18 protein-coding genes, 2 tRNA genes and 1 other annotated feature (1 of these 21 only partly in view) are annotated in these 20,694 nt (G+C 58.5%); of the genes, 10 read left to right on the top strand and 10 right to left on the bottom strand.

Translation table 11 applies throughout. The annotated features are described in order from the left end of the window. Positions 1-112, bottom strand: a binding site (T-box leader); it reaches 120 nt to the left of the window's first position. A 31-nt stretch (positions 113-143) separates the two neighbouring features. After that, positions 144-1,934, bottom strand: a complete 1,791-nt coding sequence (locus J3352_RS12280) for a bifunctional homocysteine S-methyltransferase/methylenetetrahydrofolate reductase (protein ID WP_156067367.1) — start codon at positions 1,932-1,934, stop codon at positions 144-146. A gap of 85 nt (positions 1,935-2,019) precedes the next feature. Here J3352_RS12280 and J3352_RS12275 point away from each other — a divergent pair, with 85 nt between their 5' ends. The 6 genes from J3352_RS12275 to J3352_RS12250 all read left to right on the top strand — a co-directional run bounded on the left by J3352_RS12275 (position 2,020) and on the right by J3352_RS12250 (position 6,398). Continuing rightward, complete coding sequence (locus J3352_RS12275) at positions 2,020-2,286, top strand: type II toxin-antitoxin system prevent-host-death family antitoxin (protein WP_035395070.1); 267 nt, start codon at positions 2,020-2,022, stop codon at positions 2,284-2,286. Beyond that, complete coding sequence (locus J3352_RS12270) at positions 2,283-2,615, top strand: type II toxin-antitoxin system RelE/ParE family toxin (RefSeq protein WP_156067365.1); 333 nt, start codon at positions 2,283-2,285, stop codon at positions 2,613-2,615. Before J3352_RS12275 ends, J3352_RS12270 begins: the two co-directional genes overlap by 4 nt. A gap of 160 nt (positions 2,616-2,775) precedes the next feature. Continuing rightward, positions 2,776-3,381, top strand: a complete 606-nt coding sequence (locus tag J3352_RS12265) for a GNAT family N-acetyltransferase (RefSeq protein ID WP_156067363.1) — start codon at positions 2,776-2,778, stop codon at positions 3,379-3,381. Next, positions 3,378-4,643 carry a GTPase HflX gene (gene hflX / locus J3352_RS12260; RefSeq protein ID WP_156067361.1) on the top strand — a complete coding sequence of 422 codons (1,266 nt, stop codon included), beginning with the start codon at positions 3,378-3,380 and terminating at the stop codon, positions 4,641-4,643. Before J3352_RS12265 ends, hflX begins: the two co-directional genes overlap by 4 nt. Before the next feature lie 601 nt (positions 4,644-5,244). Further along, positions 5,245-5,685: an Lrp/AsnC family transcriptional regulator gene (locus tag J3352_RS12255; protein ID WP_097771813.1), complete on the top strand. Its 441-nt coding sequence runs from the start codon at positions 5,245-5,247 to the stop codon at positions 5,683-5,685. A 158-nt stretch (positions 5,686-5,843) separates the two neighbouring features. Continuing rightward, positions 5,844-6,398 (top strand): DUF4358 domain-containing protein, encoded by a 555-nt coding sequence (locus J3352_RS12250; protein ID WP_156067359.1) that lies wholly within the window; start codon positions 5,844-5,846, stop codon positions 6,396-6,398. Between the two features lie 88 nt (positions 6,399-6,486). Here J3352_RS12250 and J3352_RS12245 read toward each other — a convergent pair whose 3' ends face one another. Together J3352_RS12245 and J3352_RS12240 are read right to left on the bottom strand one after the other, a co-directional pair. Continuing rightward, the gene (locus tag J3352_RS12245) at positions 6,487-7,971 is read right to left on the bottom strand and encodes a C69 family dipeptidase (RefSeq protein ID WP_035395069.1); all 1,485 of its coding nucleotides are present in this window, start codon (positions 7,969-7,971) and stop codon (positions 6,487-6,489) included. An 86-nt stretch (positions 7,972-8,057) separates the two neighbouring features. Further along, a complete protein-coding gene (locus J3352_RS12240) occupies positions 8,058-8,939 on the bottom strand; it encodes a CPBP family intramembrane glutamic endopeptidase (protein ID WP_156067357.1) in 882 nt (293 codons plus the stop codon). A gap of 177 nt (positions 8,940-9,116) precedes the next feature. Between J3352_RS12240 and J3352_RS12235 the strand changes: the two genes are divergently transcribed. From J3352_RS12235 to J3352_RS12220, 4 genes are all read left to right on the top strand, one after another. Then, positions 9,117-9,190 (top strand) — tRNA-Gln (locus tag J3352_RS12235). Between the two features lie 34 nt (positions 9,191-9,224). Then, a tRNA-Pro gene (locus J3352_RS12230) sits at positions 9,225-9,297 on the top strand. Positions 9,298-9,445: 148 nt separating this feature from the next. Further along, a complete protein-coding gene (locus tag J3352_RS12225) occupies positions 9,446-10,522 on the top strand; it encodes a 6-phosphofructokinase (RefSeq protein ID WP_156067355.1) in 1,077 nt (358 codons plus the stop codon). Positions 10,523-10,609: 87 nt separating this feature from the next. Continuing rightward, positions 10,610-11,065, top strand: coding sequence for a DUF3592 domain-containing protein (locus tag J3352_RS12220; RefSeq protein ID WP_097772737.1), 456 nt, complete (start codon positions 10,610-10,612; stop codon positions 11,063-11,065). Positions 11,066-11,364: 299 nt separating this feature from the next. Here J3352_RS12220 and rfbB read toward each other — a convergent pair whose 3' ends face one another. The 7 genes from rfbB to J3352_RS12185 all read right to left on the bottom strand — a co-directional run bounded on the left by rfbB (position 11,365) and on the right by J3352_RS12185 (position 20,676). Beyond that, positions 11,365-12,429: a dTDP-glucose 4,6-dehydratase gene (gene rfbB / locus J3352_RS12215; protein ID WP_156067353.1), complete on the bottom strand. Its 1,065-nt coding sequence runs from the start codon at positions 12,427-12,429 to the stop codon at positions 11,365-11,367. A 229-nt stretch (positions 12,430-12,658) separates the two neighbouring features. Then, a complete protein-coding gene (gene rfbD / locus J3352_RS12210) occupies positions 12,659-13,579 on the bottom strand; it encodes a dTDP-4-dehydrorhamnose reductase (protein WP_005936494.1) in 921 nt (306 codons plus the stop codon). Between the two features lie 19 nt (positions 13,580-13,598). Then, entirely contained in the window at positions 13,599-14,486 is an 888-nt protein-coding gene (gene rfbA / locus J3352_RS12205) for a glucose-1-phosphate thymidylyltransferase RfbA (RefSeq protein ID WP_156067351.1), read from the bottom strand. Positions 14,487-14,773: 287 nt separating this feature from the next. Continuing rightward, on the bottom strand, positions 14,774-15,565 hold the full coding sequence (locus tag J3352_RS12200) for a glycosyltransferase (RefSeq protein ID WP_005936487.1): 792 nt from the start codon (positions 15,563-15,565) through the stop codon (positions 14,774-14,776). A gap of 4 nt (positions 15,566-15,569) precedes the next feature. After that, positions 15,570-17,999: a glycosyltransferase family 2 protein gene (locus tag J3352_RS12195; protein WP_156067349.1), complete on the bottom strand. Its 2,430-nt coding sequence runs from the start codon at positions 17,997-17,999 to the stop codon at positions 15,570-15,572. 131 nt (positions 18,000-18,130) lie between these two features. After that, on the bottom strand, positions 18,131-19,201 hold the full coding sequence (locus J3352_RS12190; protein ID WP_097772739.1) for a sporulation protein SpoIID: 1,071 nt from the start codon (positions 19,199-19,201) through the stop codon (positions 18,131-18,133). 155 nt (positions 19,202-19,356) lie between these two features. After that, positions 19,357-20,676 carry an HlyC/CorC family transporter gene (locus tag J3352_RS12185; RefSeq protein ID WP_097772740.1) on the bottom strand — a complete coding sequence of 440 codons (1,320 nt, stop codon included), beginning with the start codon at positions 20,674-20,676 and terminating at the stop codon, positions 19,357-19,359. Between the last annotated feature and the right edge of the window lie 18 nt (positions 20,677-20,694).

Raw genomic sequence — 20,694 nt, 5'->3', positions numbered from 1 at the left:
CACCGCCCCTGCTCAAAAGCGACAGTGCGCAGCGCTTACCTGCCGGGCTCTCACCTGCCCCCGGCTCTCTGCAAGGCGGTTTGCCGCGCACACTCTTTCTCGTTGCATTTATACAAAGAATATAACGTTTTTTTGGCGTTTTGTCAATATGCTCCGAGAACTTCCTGCTTCAATCTGCCGATCAGCCGCTCCATCAGGGCCACCCGGTTGAAGGGGGTCATCAGGTAGAGGCCGTCCGCATACGGCAGGGCGGCCTTTGCCATTTCCAGCGAGATGGCAAGACCCAGCTCCTCGCCCTGGGCACGGTCGAGCCCGGCAAACTTTTCAATGATCCAGTCCTCCACATGGATGCCGTTGATCTCGTTCTCCATGAAGATGGCGTTGCGCTGGCTGACCACCGGCATGATACCGGCCAGGATCTTTGCATCGGCCCCCAGCGTCTCCCGGGACTTTCTCAGGTTTTCCACCGCCTGTGCCGAGAGCACCGGCTGGGTCAGAAAGCCGCTCATGCCGTTTTCCAGCTTCTCCTTTGCCCGGCGCAGCTCCACATCAAAGTTGCAGGCGTTCAGATTCAGGGCACCGAACACGGTCATGGGGCCGGGCATCTCCCGGCCTTCCCCTGCCAGCGAGACGATGTACTGGGCCAGCTTGCGGGAGTTGAACTGGTAAACGTTCTTCACCTCGTCCCGCTCTGCCGTGGGGATGGGGTCACCGGTGATGGCCAGCACCTCCCGCACGCCCTCGGCATACAGGCCCAGCAGCAGGGCCTTGGTGGCGTTCAGGTTGCGGTCGCGGCAGGTCATGTGGGGCAGGGTGCACAGCCCCAGCTCCCGGTGGACCCGGCAGGCCACCAGAGAGGAATCCATCCGGGCCTGTGCAATGGGGCAGTCGGCAATGGTCAGCAGGTCAGCGCCCGCCGCCTGCAGCTTTTTTGCCCCTTCCAGATAGCCGGTCAGGTCCGCATTGCGGGGAGAATCCAGCTCAATGGCAATGACCTTTTCCCCTGCGTTCAGCTTGCGCAGGAAAGCATCCTCGTTTTCCACCGTCTGTTCCTTCGCGGTGGAAAACTCTTCTGCCGGAGTCGTTTTTTCCACCACGGGCAGGCTGTCCAGCTCCGCCCGCAGTGCGGCAATGTGGGCAGGGGTAGTGCCGCAGCAGCCGCCCAGGATCTGAACCGTGCCCTCGGCGGCCAGACGGCCCAGCTCCCTTGCAAAGTACTCCGGCCTGCCCTGATACTTCACCTGCGTCCGGGTGACAACGGGATAACCCGCGTTGGGCATGACCGACAGGGGCAGCGTGCCCCCCAGCTGCTTTGCCAGTGTGCGCATGGCACCGGGTGCCGACACGCAGTTCAGGCCCACGGCATCCACGATGCCACTTTCCTGCATCCGCCGGGCAAGGTCTTTGCAGTACATGCCCTCCCGGGTGTAGCCGTCGGGCAGGACCGCAAAGGACACCAGCACAAAGGCATCCGGCACTTCCGCCTTGATGGCCCCCACGGCATCCAGAAGGCCCGCATCGGAGCTCAGGGTCTCGAACAGGAAATTCCTGGCCCCCAGCGCCGCGAACTGCTTTGCCACAGCCGTATATACCTGCCCCGCCGGAACTGCCTCGGTATCCGGAGCCGGGCCGAGGTCGGCAAAAACGGCGGCACCCGTCTCCTCTGCGGCCTGCACAGCCAGCTGCCAGCCTGCCTGCGCCAGTTGTTCCCAGCCGGGCGCGTGTGCCGCCGCCAGCCGGGGCAGGCTGAAGGTATTCGTCTTGACGGCATCAGCCCCTGCCGCCAGATACTCCCGGTGGACAGCCAGCACCCCCGCCGGGTCGGTCAGGTTGGCTTGCTCGCACTCCACCCCGGGAGCCGCCTTATAATAAGTACCCATGGCACCATCAAAAAGCAGGGGGCGGGTCTGCAACAGTTCGCGGATGTCTTTCATAAAATGTCTCCTTTTCCCTCAGTTCCCTCTTGCGAATATAAAAAAATTCAGGTATAATTTTGTTATGAAAGCGAGGTGTATTTTCATGCCGAAGATTCGTTCCAGCGCAGACCTGCGCAACAACTACAATGATATCTCTACCTTCTGCCACACCTACGCAGAGCCGGTGTTCATCACCAAAAACGGCAAGGGCGATCTGGCCGTGATGAGCATTGAGACCTACGAAGAGCTGGCAGGCCGCTTTGAGCTGTATTCCAAGCTCCAGGAAGGTCTGGACGATGTTGCCGCCGGACGTACCATCCCTCTGGATGAGGCAATGGCTGAGCTGAAAAATCGCAGGAGTCGTCGATGAATTATTCTATTGATATCACCGTTGCAACCAAACGTGATCTTGCCGATGCCTTTGACTACATCGACGGGATGCTTATGAACCCTTCTGCGGCGGACCGTCTGATCGACAATGCGTGGAAGCAGTTTCGTTCGCTCGATATCTTTCCACAGCGCTTTCCCATTGTTACCGACCCCATGTTGGCAGGTTGGAAAATTCGCTTCTTTTCTGTTCAGAATTATCTCGTGTTTTACCAGATCGAGGAACCCGCTCAGGTCGTCCACATTCTCCGGTTCCTCTATGGTAAAAGCAACTGGGTCTCCATCCTCAAAACCGACTTCAGCGCAGAATAACCTTCCACTCCCCGGGCTCCGGGGAGTTTTTTTGTTGCTCTCTTCCTTCAGTTTAATAAAGTTTCGCCTCTTGTCAAGCGTTTTTTCGTACCACAGCTTGCAGGCAGGGCAGTTTTGTGCTATCCTATGCGTAACTTTTACATGTGAGGAGAGATGTATCATGCGCCATGCAGGCACACAAACGATCGAAACGGAGCGGCTGCTTCTGCGCCCGCTGACCCCGGAGGATGCCCCTATGATGTACGCCAACTGGGCCAACGACCCGGACGTGACCCGCTGGCTGCGGTGGGAGCCCCACAAAAACGTGGACGAGACCCGGGAACTGCTGGCCGCATGGGCACTGCTCTACCCCAATGGAGATTACTACCAGTGGGCCATCGTGGAAAAATCTACCAGGCAGGTGTTTGGCTCCATCGGCGTGTTCACATCCAGTTCCGCTGAGCCGGAGCGGGACCCCTGGCCCGGTTTCGACCATACGAACGGCGTGTGGGAGGTCGGCTACTGCATCGGCAAGGCCTGGTGGAACAAAGGCTTTACCACCGAAGCGCTAAAAGCAGTGGTAGAATACTGGTTCAAAAATACAGATAGTAGCTGGCTGGCCTGCTGCCATGCGTTTGAAAATCCTGCCAGCGGCCGGGTCCAGCAGAAAGCCGGCTTTGTCTACGACCACGATTCTGTCTACCATAAATTTGACGGCACACCGGTTGCCTGCAGGTGCTACGCATTGACAAGAGAACATTACGAAGAACTGAGAGGTTTATTTTGAGCGAACTTTATGACATTTTAGTAGAAACGCCCCCCACAAAGGTCATCTTACTGGCCCTGGATCAGGGGCTTTGGGACTGCGAGCGCAGCCTGAACGAGCTGGCTGCACTCTGCGAGGCCAACCACATGGAGGCTGTGGCATCCGTGACCCAGAAGCGGCAGACCCCCGAGACCGGCATCGTGCTGGGCAGCGGCAAGCTGGAGGAGGCCGCCGCTGCCGCCGCGGAGCTGGGTGCCGAGTGTGCCGTGTTTGACGGCGAACTGACCGGCAGCCAGATCCGCAACATCTCCACGGCGCTGGGCGGCATGGAGGTCATTGACCGCACCATGCTGATCCTGGAGATCTTCCGCAGCCGCGCCGTGACCAACGAGGGCAAGCTGCAGACCGAGCTGGCACTCCTGCGCTACCGTCTGCCCCGCCTGCAGGGAATGGGCGAGAGCCTGAGCCGCCAGGGCGGCGGTGGCGGCGGCGGCGGTGGTGCCCGCCGTGGTGCCGGTGAGACCAAGCTGGAGCTGGACCGCCGCCACGTCCACGCCCGCATCGACGCACTGGCCGAAAAGCTGGCTGAGATGGAAAAGCGCCGGGGCGAGAGCCGCAAGGCCCGGGCCAAGACCGGGATGCCGGTGGTCAGCCTTGTGGGTTACACCAACGTGGGCAAATCCAGCCTGATGAATGCCCTGTGCGGCCCCAGCGTGGCCGAGGCCGACATGCTGTTTGCCACCCTGGACCCCACCAGCCGGAAGCTGGTTCTGCCCAGCGGCATGGCCGTTCTGCTGGTGGACACGGTCGGCTTTGTCTCCCGCCTGCCCCACAATCTGGTGGAGGCCTTCAAATCCACGCTGGAGGAAGCCGCATGGTCTGATGTCATCGTGCGGGTGGCGGACGCGGGCGACGACCAGCGGGAAGAGCAGCTGGCCGTTACCGATGAGGTCCTGGACGGGCTGGACTGTGCCGACATCCCCCGCCTGACCGTTTACAACAAGTGTGACAAGCCCAATGCCCTGAACTTTGACCCGGACATCCTGTTGACCAGTGCCAAGACCGGCTACGGTCTGGATGCCCTGCTGAAAAAGCTGGACGAGCTGCTCAGTGACCGGGTGCACACCATCCGGGTGCTGCTACCTTATGATAAGCTGGGCCTGGCCGCCCCCATGCGGGAGCGGGGCAGCGTGCAGGTGGAGGATTACCGGGAGGACGGGCTCTATCTGGAGGGCATCGTCAAAACCGAGGACCTGCACTGTTTTGAAGGATATTTAGTTTAAGCATCTGCTCTCCGGACGCGAATTCGGGTTGCGGCTCCCAGCATCCGCTGCGCGTTGCTTGCGTCTTGCTGGCCGCGGCCCCAACAGCAACTCCCTGTATCCGCCACTGGCGGCGGTCGTTGCCGTTGCAGGGCATTCCATCCCCCGCCCAACTGCCTGACGGCAGTCGGGTCCCACCCTCCGGACACTTGCTTTGGGAAACTCCCCACCGTCCTATCGTCTCGAACAAATAAAAAAATCCCCAACAAACACAAAAACCCGCCTGGCAGCGGGTTTTTGTGTATAGAGGGGTGGGAAAGTATATAAAGTTGGGAATCGCAATTCAAATGCAGGCACTTGAGAAACAACGTGTTTTTGCGCAGTCCTCGGCGCTTACCGTGCCCTGCGATATGTATTATACGCTTTTTTCTTTTCTTGTCAAACAAAATTTTTGACATTTGCTTTAATTTAGCACTTTACATTTCGATCAAAACTTTATATAATTAACACAGAAAACACAAAAGCGAGTTTTTCCGCAGTTTATGCGATTGCGACAACAGTAAAACTTTACTTTTAAAAATTTTTGTACAATTCAACAAAAACATAAAAGGAGACCTTTCTCATGGACGATTTAGACCGCAAGATCCTCTCCCTTCTCGCAAAAAATGCCCGGATGCCCGTCAAGGAGATCGCCGAGCAGGTGGCACTGACCAGCCCGGCTGTTTCCAGCCGCATCCACAAGCTGGAGACCGACGGCATCATCAGCGGCTACACCGTGGTGCTGAACCGCCCGGCAGACCGTGTCTATGTGGACGCGCTCATCAGCCTGTCCGTCACACCCAGCCACCGGGACGAGCTGGTGGAGCTGATGCAGAACAGCAAGGAGGTACTGCAGTGCTACCATGTCACCGGTGCCTACACCTTCCTCATCAAGGTCAGCTGCGGCAGCATGCCCCAGCTGGAGCACCTGATCCTGCAGTTCCAGAAGCTGGGCACCACCAGCACCCAGATCATCCTTTCTACTCCGGTCAACCATGGTGATCTGGAAGCGCTGCAGCTGTAAGCCGTTCACAGAACCGTTACAACTGCCGTGCAATCTTCCGGCCTTCCGGGCCGTATTCCTGATACAAGGCCGCCGTTCAGCGGCTGCATAAACGCCCCCAAAGGCGGGCAGACTGATCACGATCACCCTGCCTTTGTCAGACGAAAGGAACTACGACCATGAAAAAACGCATTCTTGCCGCTTTGCTGGCTCTTGGCTGTGCCCTGCTGGTGTTCACCGGCTGCGGCAGCAAAAAAGATACCACCCCAAAAGACTACACCCAGATCATCCACGATGCCCGGGAAGCCGAGGACAATGATTATTATATGATCTTCTCCCCGGCAGAGGACGGCAAGTTCACCGCCCAGTACGGCTACAGCGCCAGCTATCCGGCGGAGGACCTGAACGATGAGATCCAGAACATGCTGCTCCCCCTGCTGGACCTGCCCGAGGGCAGCTACACCGATCTTGCCGCTTCCCTCTCTGCCATGATGGTGCAGAGCTACGGCGTTGCCATCGTCAAGCCTGCTGAGGGCAAGACGCAGGAGGTCGCGGACGCAATGGATGCCTATATCCAGAACCAGCAGCAGACGATGGAGCACTACCTCGAGGATCAGTATCAGATCGCCGCCTCCGCCAAGGTGGCCACTGTCCCCACCGGCGAAGTGGTCATGGTGTGCTGTGAGAACAGCGATGCCGTGATGAACGCCATCAAGACCGCTCTGGCCGCTTAAATTATCTTTCAAAACAACAATGCCCTGTACCGTTTTGCATGGTACAGGGCATTCTTATTTCTACCAGATGGATTATATCGTTCAAATATCACATATCCGAACGGGAATATGCGTTTTTCATATTGCTGCTCAGCTCAAACAGCACCTTATCCAGCGTGTCGGCGGCGCGGGCCTTGACCTCAGCGGCCAGGGCCTCGTTGGCCTCCTGGCGCAGGGCAGCGCGGCGGGCGGGGTCGGTCTCGGCCAGCTGCTTTGCGTCATACTGATTCAGCAGGGCACGGCAGGCGGAGAGCACCCCCAGCTCATAGCGCTCGACATGGAATACCGACTTGCCATAGGAAGCATCCGCCATCGCAGCGATCATCCGGCTGACCCAGTAGAAGCTGTCGGTGGACACCTCACCGGTGGTGCCGGCCAGATAGGCCGGGGTCGTCTCCACATTGGCGTAGAAGGGCACCATGGCGTTCAGGGCATTGGAGGCGTAGGCCACCCACTCCACTGCCTGCAGGTCGGCGGGCAGATCAGGCCGCAGCTGAATCAGCGCCACAAAGTCGTTGCGGTTGATGCCGATGGAGCGGTAAACGCCCCGGTTCTCTCTGGCACCGTAGCTTGCATACGGATCGTACGGCGTGCCCTGATAATGGCTGGACAGCACATACTTCACGTCCTCGGGGGTGATCTTCTTCTCAGGCACCATGCACCAGGGCAGGTCGTCGGAAGCGGGGGTATAGTCGGCATCGGGGCCATCCCAGACCCAGGTGGTGGGGTTCAGGGTGCGCAGCATGTACCAGGCGCGGGGCGTGTTGTAAACGTGGTCGGAATCGGTGTGGCTGCCAAAGGCGGCACGAGGGTCGAACACGCCGTCCTGTGCCAGGTCGAGGTGATACTTTGCAATAAACTCCCTCAGGTCAGCCGAGCAGAGATGGTTTTCCTGCGCGCCAAAGGCATCGTCCAGATCAAAGGCATCAATGCCCAGCTGGTTCGGCATCACCACATAACTGTCATCGGGCACACGGCGTGCCATCCAATGATGGCCGCCGATGGTCTCCAGCCACCAGATCTCGTTCACATCCTGGAACGCGATGCCGTTCATCTCGTAAGTACCGTAGGTCTCCAGCAGCTTGCCCAGCCGCTCCACGCCCTCGCGGGCGGTGTGGATGTAGGGCAGCACCAGATAGACGATGTCCTCCTCGCCGATGCCGCCGGGCACCTCGGGCTGCTCCCCCCTGGCAGGCTGGTACACCACCAGCGGGTCAGCGCCCAGCACGCGGGGGTTGGAGGTGATGGTCTCGGTGGCGGTCATGCCGACATTGGCGGCATTGACACCGGCTGCGGCCCAGATTCCCTTGCCCTCCACGGCGTTGGGCATGGCGGTCATCCGCATGGGGTCACCGGGCAGCGGGATCTCCACATGGGACAGCACCGAACGGTAGACCGCCGGATGCTCCTCTGGCTGGACCACCACGAATTTCTTTGCCGTGAAATGGCCGGAACCGGAATCGTCGTTGCGGGCGATCATGGTGGAGCCGTCATAGGATGCGTTTTTACCAACCAGAAGCGTTGTACATGCCATAATATCTTCTCCTCCGAATCGAAGTATTTGTCTCTCGGTTTGCCTTGACTGATTGTAATCCTTTTTGTTTCAAAAGGCAAGAGGGCTTACCGGAGCCGTTCCCCGTTTTCCTCCGGGGCCGGAGCAGCTGCCGGGGCGCAGTCCCGGCCAAAGTAGAGCGCCACCTCGCCGATCTTCTTTTTGCGCAGCAGGAAGAGAGTCGGGATAAGATAGATCAAGATCGAGAGCATCATGCTGGCATCATAGCCCGAAATGCTCTCGGCCACGTCCTCCGTGCCGTACAGGCCGCCCACCAGCATAGAGGCAATGTCCATGGCCCCGTGCAGGAACACCGTGACCCACAGGTTGCCGGTGCGGAAATAGATGGCTGCGAACAGCGTACCCAGCGATGCCGCAAAGACACACTGCATCAGCACACCGAAGGGAGCGCTGGACAGCAGATTGGTCAGGTGGGCCGCGCCAAACAGCAGGCCCGACAGCAGGCAGGCTTTCCAGACCCCCGCCCTGCCGGTGCCAAAGCGCTCCAGCAGGCTCTGGGCAATGACCCCGCGGAAGAGGAACTCCTCCGCCACACCCACCAGCGCCATGCTCAAAAAGAAGCTGAAGATGCTGAACGCAGGCTGCAGCTGGCCATCCTCGGGCATCCCGAACATCAGCTTGGTATACAGGCTGTAACCAATGAGCACCAGCGGATACATTCCCACCAGCAGCCCGTTGAAAAAGCCGCTGCCCCGGCGGCGGAGCAGGTACATCTTACCGGTGCGGCCCAGAATAACCAGCGCCACCACCATGCCCACCGCCTCCTGCACGGCGCTGAGGAAGTAGGAGTCCACCCGTTCCAGGTCCACCCCAAAGAGCACCAGTGCAAACACAATGAGATAGGATGCCAGCAGCAGGCTGCCCAGAAACAGCACCTCGGATAAAACGCAGAAGCCGATGGGATGCTTTGCGCGCAGACGTTTCAGCATAAAAATATCCTCCTGAATCTTAGTGGCTCTATTCTAACATACTTTGCCGGAAAGAGAAAGTTTTTGGCATTTTCTGCTCAGGCGAAAAATCTCAAAAAAAGTGTTGACAAGACCCGGGCCGTATAGTATAATATCCCTTGTCAGCGGCGAGGTTCAAAGCTGACGACAACAGAATGATGGGGATTTGCATAGTGGTAGTGCGGTAGACTCTGACTCTACTTGTGGGAGTTCGATTCTCTCATCCCCAACCAGAAAACCGCAGTCGCCTTCCGGCTGCGGTATTTTCGGGGCATAGCGCAGTTGGTAGCGCGCCTCGTTCGGGACGAGGAGGCCGTGGGTTCAAATCCCGCTGCTCCGATCGAAAAAGAGACATACTTCGGTGTGTCTCTTTTTTCTTTTTACAAAATTTTTTCTTGACACATTTCCCCTTTGGGAATACTCTTATAGTACCAGATATCCCCTGCTCTGCGGCGGGAAAGATCAAGAGGAAACGAGGGATTTGTGAGATGAAAAAACGTGTTGGCATCCTGACCTCCGGCGGCGACTGCCCGGGCCTGAACGCAACCATTCGCGGCGTGGCAAAGGCACTGTATGCCCGGATGGGTGATAATGTGGAGATCGTGGGCATCCTGAACGGCTACCACGGCCTGATCAACGGCGAATACAAGGAGATGTGCGAGGATGACTTCCGCGGCATCCTGACACTGGGCGGCACCATTCTGGGCACCAAGCGCACCCCCTTCAAACTGATGCGCGTGGTCGAGGATGACAAGGTCGATAAGGTCGCGGCCATGAAAAAGACCTACAAGGACGCAAAGCTGGACTGCCTGCTCTGCCTGGGTGGCAACGGCACCCACAAAACCGCCAACCTGCTCTCGCAGGAGGGCCTGAACATCATCGGCCTGCCCAAGACCATCGACAATGATATCTACGGCACCGATGTGACCTTTGGCTTCCACACCGCTGTGGACATTGCCACCGAGGTCATTGACCGCATCCACACCACCGCCGGCAGCCACAGCCGCGTGATGTGCATCGAGATCATGGGCAACAAGGCCGGCTGGCTGACCCTCTACTCCGGCATTGCAGGCGGCGCGGATATCATCCTGCTGCCCGAGCAGCCCTACGACATCGACCGCGTCTGCGAGGCCGTGGAGCGCCGGGCAAAGCGCGGCTCCAACTTCTCCATCATCGCCGTGGCCGAGGGTGCCATGAACGTGGATGAGGCCAAGCTGAAGCGCAAGGAGTGGGCCGCCAAGCGCGCCGAGGCCGGTTACACCACCGCCACCAACCGCATTGCCGCTGCCGTCCAGAAAAAGACCGGCATGGAGACCCGGGTCTGCATCCCGGGCCACATGCAGCGCGGCGGCAGCCCCAGCGCCTACGACCGCGTGCTGGCCACCCAGTTCGGCAGCTACGCCGCCAAGCTGGTGGAGATCGAGCAGTACGGCGTTACGGTGGCTCTCGTGAACAACCACGTCATCTCCAACCGTCTGGAGGATATCGCCGGTAAGACCCGCAATATCCCCGAGGGCTGCGAGCTCCTCACCGTGGCAAAACGCATGGGTATCAGCTTGGGCTGAGAAATCTTTCCGGTATGACCGCAATCTTCTTCCCGGTTTATCCGTATTCCAAGTGTAACAAAACCTCGTGAAAGGAAGTGTCTCTCCATGAAAAAAATCCATAAGTTCTTTTCTAAAGATTTGCTCCATATTCTTGGTGCTGTTGGGATTTTTGTTGCTTTTCTGATTTCTATCGCCTATAAGCAAGTTGGAATCGGGGCACTCATAGCTGCGTGGCTTATTGCTATCGCAATTATCGGGGTAGCATGGATTACAGACATCCGCAAAGCAGACCTGCTGAAAAACGGAAAGATTGTTTCCGGAAAAGTTAATGCAGTAAAAAGGGTTCACATAAAATTCCACATGAGTACCTATCACCTTGCTGATGAAGATGTAATTTATCCTTGGGTGATCCGGTACCAATATAAGATTGGAAAAGACACTTATTATGGACAGTCCCATTGGTTTTGGTTCAATCCTCTCGTGAGCAAGGGAACACCTATAGAGGTGACTATTGATCCTCAAAACCCAGAAAGAAGCATTGTTGCTGCATGGGAAAGTTAATAGATTGTTTCTTTCCTCTATGATGACGGAAATTCCAAAGGAGCACAATCTCCTTTGGCACACGACTTTGGTACAAAGTCTAGTATGTTACACCTCGATAGAGGTGTAACGTTCCCAGACGCAAAAAGTCCCATGCCCAGCACTTTGGCGGTGCGGGCATGGGACTTTTTGCTTTTTAGACCGAGCGGAGTGAACAGTAACCAATCCTGACATCCAGTTGCCGTGTCATTTGTTGAATACTGTTTTACGAACAGTCTGCGGATGGACGTTCTCTCTTTTTCAATATACCGAACAAGAACTTACTTATTCTTGTACATTTCCTCGTAGTATTTCTGGTAGTTGCCGCTGGTGATGTGCTCCATCCACTCCTCGTGCTCGAGATACCAGTCGATGGTCAGGACGATGCCCTTCTCGAACGGGGTCTCGGGGTACCAGCCCAGATCGTTCTTGATCTTGGTGGGGTCGATGCCGTAGCGGCGGTCGTGGCCCAGACGGTCAGCAACGTGCTTGATCAGATCCTCGCTGATGCCGTCGTCCTTCAGGCGGTCGTGCAGCTGCGCGATGATGGTCTTGACGATGAAGATGTTGGGGCGCTCATTGTGGCCGCCCACATTGTAGACCTCGCCGATCTTGCCGCCGTTGCAGACCATATCGATGGCCTTGCAGTGATCCTCAACGTACAGCCAGTCACGGATCTGCATACCGTCACCGTAGACAGGCAGCTGCTTGTGGTGCTTGACGTTGTTGATCATCAGGGGGATCAGCTTCTCAGGGAACTGATAGGGGCCGTAGTTGTTGGAGCAGCGGGTAATGTTGATGGGCATACCGTAGGTATCGTGGAATGCCATAACGAACATATCAGCGCTGGCCTTGGAGGAGGAGTAGGGGCTGTGGGGGCACAGCGGGGTGGTCTCCATGAAGTAGCCCTCGGCACCCAGAGCGCCGTAGACCTCATCGGTGGAGACCTGCAGGTACTTCTTGCCTTCCTTCCAGGTCTTGGCATCGGCATCGTACCAGGCTTCCTTGGCACGCTGCAGCAGGTTCACGGTACCCATGACGTTGCTCTGGACAAAGATCTCGGGGTTCTTGATGGAACGGTCCACATGGCTCTCAGCGGCAAAGTTGATGACATAATCGAAATCGTACTTTGCAAACAGGCTTTCCACCAGCTCCTTGTCGCAGATGTCGCCCTGCACGAACACATGGCGGGGGTCGCCCTCCACATCCTTCAGGTTCTCCAGATTGCCCGCGTAGGTCAGCTTATCCAGGTTGACCAGCAGGATCTCGGGGTACTTCTTGAGCATATAGTGGACAAAGTTGGAGCCGATAAAACCGGCGCAGCCGGTGATCAGATATTTTTTCATAAAGTATTATCTTCCCTTTATTTCTATCATTCTCAGGTTTTGCGCAGCTGTTTCTCGCTATGCCAAGGGCTCCCTTACTAGGAGCAACAGCAACAACCGCCGCCAGTGGCGGATAAAGGGCGTTGCTGTTGGGGCCGTGGCCAGCAAGACATAAGTGTTGTTTACAACACGAAATGGATGCTGGGAGCCGCAACCCGGGCCTGGCAATGCGAAGCATTGACTGAGAGGTTTAATTCGTTTTCATCCCATTCTCGCCGTCCCAGTGGGCGAAGAAGCAGGCCAGGGCCTCTTTCCAGTCCCGCACATCGTTGCCCACGGTGCAGCGGAGCATCCGGTTGTCCAGTGCGCTCCACTTGGGGCGGTCGGCACTTTCGGGGTGCTTGGCCTTGTACTCCTCGCTGGTGCAGGGGGCCACAGAGGCATCCACACCAGACAGGCGGATGATCTCGGAAGCAAAATCGTACCAGGAGCAGATGCCCTCACCGGTGCAGTGATACAGGCCGTACTCATGGGTCACGCAGAGTTGCAGCAGCTCATGGGCCAGGTCAACCGCGTTGGTGGGGTTGCCGCACTGGTCGTTGACCACTTCCAGCTTGCCGAATTTCCGGCCGGCGTTGACGATGGTCTTGACGAAGTTCTTGCCGTAGTAGCTGTACAGCCATGCCGTGCGGACGATGAAGTGGCGGTGGCAGAACTGCTCCACATACTTTTCGCCCATGAGCTTGGTGGAGCCGTAGGCGCTGATGGGGCCGGGGATGGTGGCCTCGTCCTGTGCAATGCCGCCGTTCTCACGGCCGGAGAACACATAGTCCGTGGAGACATGCACCAGGCGGGCACCGGTCTTTTCGGCGGCCTGTGCCAGATTGCGGGGGCCCAGAGCGTTTGCCTTGAAGGCTGCGTCGTGGTTCACCTCGCAGCCGTCCACGTTGGTGTAGGCGGCGCAGTTGATGATGACATCCGGGCGCTGGCGGCGGATGAAGTCATCCACCATCTTATAGTTGGAGATGTCCAGCTCCGGCAGGTCCACCGGGATCACGGTGGCATTCATCAGCTTTTCGGGAATGGGGCCGATCTCGCTGCGGCCCTCCCGCAGCTGCTTGATGATCTCGGTGCCAAGCTGGCCCTTGCAGCCGGTGACGATGATTTTCATGGGTGATTCCCCTCCTGCATCAATATCTCAGTTTTCCATCGGCCACGTTCTTGAGGTGCTGGCCGTAGGGGCTCTTACCATAACGGGAAGCGCTCTCCAGCAGGGTCTCGCGGTCGATCCAGCCGTACTTGAAGGCGATCTCTTCGGGGGCGCTGATCTTGATACCCTGACGCTTCTCGACCATGCGGACGAAGTCGGCGGCATCCACCAGGCTCTCCATCGTGCCGGTATCCAGCCATGCAAAACCGCGGCCCAGCAGCTGGACATCCAGCTCGTCCTTCTTCAGGTACATATCGTTCAGGGTCGTGATCTCCAGCTCACCGCGGGCAGAGGGCTTGACCTGCTTTGCCATCTGGACCACTTCCTTGTTGTAGAAGTACAGGCCGGTGATGGCGTAATTGCTCTTCGGGTACTCGGGCTTTTCTTCCACGCTCAGCACCTTGCCGTTCTGGTCAAATTCCACGATGCCGAAACGCTCGGGGTCCTGCACATAGTAGCCGAACACGGTGCAGCGGCCCTTGGTCTCTGCATTGGCGGCGGCAGTCTTGAGGATCTTGGAGAAGCCGTTGCCGTAGAAGATGTTGTCGCCCAGGATCATGGCGCAGCAGTCGTCGCCGATGAACTCTTCGCCCAGAATAAAGGCCTGTGCCAGACCATCGGGAGAGGGCTGGACCTTATATTGCAGATGGATGCCGTACTGGCTGCCATCGCCCAGCAGCGCCTCAAAGCGCGGCGTATCAGTGGGGGTGGAGATGATCAGGATATCCTGGATGCCCGCCAGCATGAGGGTGGACAGAGGATAGTAGATCATGGGCTTATCGTAGACAGGCAGCAGCTGTTTGCTGGTGACCATCGTCAGCGGATAAAGCCGGGTGCCGGCACCGCCGGCCAGAATAATGCCTTTCATAATTTGTGCACTCCTTTATTTGTATTGAAAAAGTTGTGCAGCTATACGGGGTGAAACGCTCACCTCGTAATATTCAAAGCGGAGCTGCGTCCGCTGTCAACAAAGTTACAGGGTAAAAGTTCCGGCCGCGCGGGGCGGCATCAGATAGTTTTACACCTTATTCTACTCTCAAATCGAAAAAAAAGCAAGAAAAAACGGCCTGTTCCAGAATTTTTTCCGAAACAGGCCGTCAAACAGAACCGTTCAGCCGCCCACGGCGGCAGCATATTGCGATGGCAGAGCGTTTCTTACCACTTGAAGCCCCACTTATGGAAATACTTCAGCAGGTTTCCCGTCTGCCAGAGGGCGGGCTTGAGATCCCGGTGGGCAGCGCGGTGCCAGGCGTGGATGGCGGTATACTGGGGCACCAGATACACCTTGCCCCGGGTGCGCATCTTCTGGGTGAGGTCCGCATCCTCCACATACATGAAGTAGCTCTCGTCAAAGCCGCCCACCGCCTTGAAGGTGCTGGTGCGCACACCGGAAAAGCTGCCGGTGCAGAACTCGATCTCGATGGGTCTGGTCAGGTCCTCATCCAGCATCAGGTAGTGGTCGTTCTGGCCTTTCCAGAAGCTGAGCCGGGGCAGCTGGCGGTAGAGCATGGGCCGCAGGGCGCACCGGCGCAGGGGCAGCTGCTGGGGCTTGCCGTCCGGAAACACCAGCGAGGGCCGGGCCATCACGGCATCCGGGTGGGCGGCCATCCAGTCGGCCAGATCACTCAGGGTATCAGCGGTCAGCTGGATATCCGGGTTGAGGATAAAATGGAAATCACTGTCCAGCTCGGGCAGGATCATATTGTGGCCGGTGCCAAAGCCGCCGTTCTCGGTGCGGCAGTGCACCACCACCTGCTGGCCCGGGCCTGCTGCCAGCAGGCCGTCCGCCACGGCCTGCTCCAGCTTTTTGCCGCTGCCGTCCGGGCTGGCATTGTCCACCAGATACAGGGTCACCGGGTAGCGGCGTGTGCAGTGCAGCACCGTCTGCGCCGCCTTCAGCGCCTCGTCATAGCCGTTATATACAACAATACAGGCTGATAGTTTCATCAATTCACTCCAAAGGCAGGATCTTCAGCGTGAAGTCCTCACGCTGGATATCAAAGTTGGGGTTGGTGCAGGGATCGCCCGCGGCCAGCAGGTCTCCCCAGCGGGCCTGGAAGCGGAGCACCTCGCCCTGGAAGCGCTTCTGCTTTTCGGGGTTGTCCTCGGTGCCGCGGCTCTTGCTCTCGTAGTGGTAGAGCTGGGCAAAGGGGGTAAACACGTTGGTGTAGCCCGCCTCCCGCACACGGACACAGAAATCCACATCGTTGAAGGCCACGGCATAGCTCTCGTCCAGGCCGTTCATCTCATCATAGATTTCTCTGCGGATGAGCAGACAGGCGGCGGTATCGCCGTAAACATCCTGCACATAGTTCAGCCGCCCCATGTAGCCATCGGACGCTGCCGGGAAATACTTGTGCAGGTGGCCCGCCACGCCGCCGATGCCAAAGCCGATGCCGGCGTGCTGAATGGTGTCATCGGGGTAGAGCAGCTTTGCACCCACACAGCCCACCCGCTTCTGCTGGGCGTACATGACCATCTCTTCCAGCCAGTTGGGGGTGATGACCTCGGTATCGTTGTTGAGCAGCAGCAGATATTCGCCGGTGGCATACTGCTCGCCAAAGTTGTTCAGGGCGCTGTAATTGAAGCCCTTGCCCTCCCAGGTCACGACCTTGAGGTTGTCCGGGTGTTCCTTCTGCATCCGCTCGTAGGCACGGAAGGTCTCGGGCTGCTTGCTGTTGTTCTCAATGAGGATGAGTTCAAAATCCGGGTAGGTGGTGCGGGCATAGATGGAATCCACGCAGAGCTCCAGATCCCGGATGTGGTCGCAGGTAGGGATGAGGATGCTCACCCGGCCCGGGTGCTCAATGGTGTAATCAGTCTTGTAATAGCCCGGGGTGCCGGGGATGAGGGCAACATCGTCCACAGCGATCCCGCAGCGGGCATAGTGGGCCTTGAGGGCCGCAATGCCTGCGTCGATGCAGTAGGTCTTGGCGGAGATATCTGCCGCCGTGCTGCCGGGGCTGGAGCGCCAGTAATACAGGGCATGGGGAATGTGAACGATCTTCTCAGCCTGCTCCGTCAGGCGAAGGAACAGCTCGTAATCCTGGCTGCCGTTGTACTCCATCCGCTCGCCGCCGCCGGCCCGCTCCATCAGGGCGCGGCTGAACACGGTCAGGTGGCAGATGTAGTTATTGGAGCGGAGGTTGTCCAGCATGAAGTCGGGCTTGAAGTGGTAGAGCACCACATGCTCCGGCTTCCCCTCAAAGGTTGCCTCGTCGGTGTAGACAAAGTCGGCCTTCTGCTCGGCAATGGCCTTGGCCGCGTACCACAGGGCACAGGGATGCAACAGGTCATCGTGGTCCAGCAGGGCGATATACTCACCGGTGGCCATCTCAAAACCCTTGTTGGTGTTGCCAGGGATCAGCTCATTCTTTTCCAGCTTCTGATACCGGATGCGTGCATCGGCCTTCGCACGGGCCTGCACATGCTGGCCTACGGCCTCGTCCTTACCGGCATCCACGCAGCAAAGCTCCCAGTTCTTGTAGGTCTGGTTCACCACGGAATCCAGCATCTCGTCCAGGAAATCCAGCGGGGTGTTGTACAGAGGCACCACGATGCTGATCTTGGGACCGGCAGGCTGATCGTTCGCCTGCCTGACCAGCAGCTCCACCGGGGCAAAGCGGTCAGCCCGCAGGAGGTTCCCCGGGAAGAGGGCGGCATACTCCCGCCTGGCGCGGGCGTGCTCCCGCACTCCCGAAATGCCGTCCCGGCGCAGCTCACCCAGCAGGACGAAAAGCGGGAAGGTGTGCCAGATCTGGCGGCTCTTGCTGACAACATACCGCATGGGCCAGGTCAGCTTCCAGAAGGTAGAGCTGGTCACCTCGTTCAGGGTCTTTTCCAGGTTCTTGGCATGGCTGCGGCTCAGGGAAAGATCGCTGCGGAGCCGCTCAATGAGGGCGGCTTCCTCGTTGCAGGTGCGCTCGGCACGCACCATCCGGTCGCGCAGGAGATCCAGCTCCTTCTCATAGCCCGCGATCATCTCGGCGGTGGCAGGCTGGACCGTGCAGTACAGAGCCGACTGCTGGGCACGGCCCCGGCTGCGCCAGCGGAAATCCCGGTAGTAGCCCCGGCGGGCCAGTTCCTCGGCCCAGCCCTCAGCCACGTTGCTGCCGGTAAACACCAGCAGCACCTGTCCGGGCAGCTGCGCGGGCATCTCCACCCAGGCGGGGTCCTCCACCACCAGCAGGTCTGCCTGCCGGGCAGCCACTGTAAAGGGGTTGGCATCCACGCCCGCCCGGTGCAGGGCCTTTTCCAGTGCCGGGGTCTCGGCGTTCAGCACCGCAGCTGTTGCCGGGGCCAGCTCCTCCGCAATGCGCTGTGCCAGCAGGCGGCAGCGCTCCATGTCCTGCTTTGTTTCCTTTGCTTTCTCCAACTGCATTCCGACTTCTCCACTTCACTGGGCCATTCCGCCGCCCAGACGCATTTTTACAAACTATAATAGTATACCAGATTTCGTCCCGTTTGAGAAGCGCTTTTCCGCATTTCCTGCGCTTTCCGGTGCAAAATTTATTACAGCCCCAGCAGGCTCCACAGCCAGCCGAACAGGCCTCCGTTCGAGCTGCCGCTGCCCACCGTGCCAAAGGACACGCCGGTATAGTAGTGGCGCAGGATGTCCCGGTAGCCCATGCCCTGCTCCTGCGCATAGCCCACCATGCCGCACTGGCTCATGCCCACACCGTGGCCGAAGCCATAGTAGTTCATGCAGGGGGTTCCGTTCTCGTCCGCGCTGAAATCAAAGCAGTAACGAGAGGAAACGAACTGGCCGATGTAGCGGTAGCTCTTTCCGTTCGAGACAAAGGTATTGTACTGGACAAAGCCGCCCAGATCCTTATGGGTGGTGTCGGCGCTCTCGTAGGGCTGGCCGGTCTTGCTGTCGTTATACTCGATGTAGCGGTAATCCTTGCCGATGATCCGGCGCATCAGGTTGTGATACTGCTCCTCGTAGGGGCTTTCCACGCTCTGCAGATAGGGCACATCGGTGCCCCAGGCATCCAGACCGGAGCAGGTGCCGTACACGCCGGTCTGGGTGTTGTACCCCGCGCTGGCCGACCACACTGCATCGATGACGCTGCCGTTGCAGGTCAGCACCTCGTCCTTGACCTCAGAGACTGCCCTGCGGATGGCGCTGCGGGCAGAGGAAGGGATCTGGTCCACGGGGGTGTACACCAGCGCGTTGGCCGAAGAGCCGTATTTCTTGTGGTATTCCAGATAGGAGTGGATGGCCACCGCCTGCGCTTTCCACGCCTGCTGTGCCGCCGCGTCACTGACATAGCTGCCGATGGAGCCCAGCTCGGTGTAGGTGATGCCCACCAGACAGTCCTCAAGATCCAGGGTCACGTTCCGGCGCAGGCCCTGCCCCTTGACGTTCAGGTAGGGCATGGTGATGGTATCGCCGGAGCCGAAGAGCCAGCTCAGGCAGTTTTCCTCCTCGTCCGGGATCAGAGTAGTGTTGGCACCGCCCATGGTGGTGGCACCGGCGGGCAGGGTGTTCCCTTCCGCTGCAAAGGCGGCAGGCACTGCCATGCAGAGCAGCACCACCGCCAGCATCAGCGCCGCACACCGGCGCGCAAACTTCGACATCCGTTTCAAGTTCCTTGTCCTCCTGCGTTCTGTATTTTATTCAGTTTAGCACAGTGCAGGGCCGCGGGCAAGGACTTGAATCAAGAAAACGCCGCCGGGCAGAGCCAAAAAGCTCCACCCGGCGGCGTTTCACTGTTTCTATCTTATGCTTCCTGTCAGCGGCTCTCCCCGCGCTGTGCAAGGCGGGAGAAGCGCTTATCCTTTTCGTCGTCCTTCTCGGCATCCTCAGCCGGGGCGGCGGGGGTCAGGCGCACCTCCGTCACGCGGCGCTTGGCGGTGCGGGTAACAACACCATCGTACTCGCCCAGGGTAAAGCGGTCGCCTACCTTGGGCAGATGGCAGGTCTTTTCCTGCACCAGACCGTTGACGGTATTGGAATCGATGTCCTCTTCCTCCGGCAGGTCGAGCTCCTCATACAGATCATCGACGCTGGCAGAGCCGGACACCAGCCAGCTGCCGTCCGACTGCTTGCGGAAGTCCTCAGTGACCTCGTCGTGCTCATCCCAGATCTCACCCACCAGCTCTTCCAGGATATCCTCCAGCGTGATGATACCCTCGGTGCCGCCGTATTCGTCCACAACAACGGCCAGGTGGTGGTGCTGCTCCCGGAGGGTGCGCAGCAGCTGGGAGATCTGCGTGGAGCCCGTAGTATACAGGGTGGGCACCACCAGATCATCGATCTTGGTCGCCTTTTTCAGGCGGGCGATATAGAAATCCTTTTCATGTACCACACCAATGATGTTATCAATGGTACCGTGGTAGACAGGCAGACGGGAGTAACCGGACTCCGCAAAGGTCTGGGCCAGCTCCTCCAGCGGGATATCATCCTCCACAGCCACCACATCCACACGGGGGGTCAGGATCTCCTCCACCTCCACGTCATCGAACTCGATGGCGCTGCGGATGAGCTCGCTTTCCCGGTCGGTCAGTTCGCCGTCGTTTTCAGCTTCGCTGACCATGGTCATCAGCTCACCTTCTGTGATGGTATCGGCCTCGCCGCTGTGGACAAAGTGGCCCAGCAGCTTTTTCCACTGGGTGAACAGCCAGGTCAGCGGGGTCATCAGGGCCATCAGGAGCACAAGGAAGGGCGAGACTGCCGTGGCCACCTTTTCCGGCATCTCCTTGGCCAGGCTCTTGGGAGTCACTTCGCCAAAGATCAGCACAATGATCGTCAGCACAATGGTAGACATCGTTGCGCCCCGCTCGGCACCCAGCATCTGGGTAAACAGGATGGTGCCGATGGAAGCGGCGGCGATGTTCACGATATTGTTGCCGATGAGGATGGTGGAAAGCAGCTTATCGTATTGCTCCGCCATGGCCAGCACCCGGGCGGCAGAGGAATCGCCGTCCTCGGCGCGGCTTTTCAGGCGGATCTGATTCAGGGAGGAAAATGCGGTCTCGGATGCGGAGAAAAAGGCGGAGAAACCCACCAGGATCACCAGCGCTACCCAGAGCGTCATACTGCCATCGTCCATAATAAAGGAAAATCACAC

The organism is Faecalibacterium sp. Marseille-Q4164 (assembly GCF_017377545.1).
In the GTDB taxonomy this organism is placed as follows: domain Bacteria; phylum Bacillota; class Clostridia; order Oscillospirales; family Ruminococcaceae; genus Faecalibacterium; species Faecalibacterium duncaniae.
This window is presented reverse-complemented; position numbering and strand designations above follow the sequence as displayed.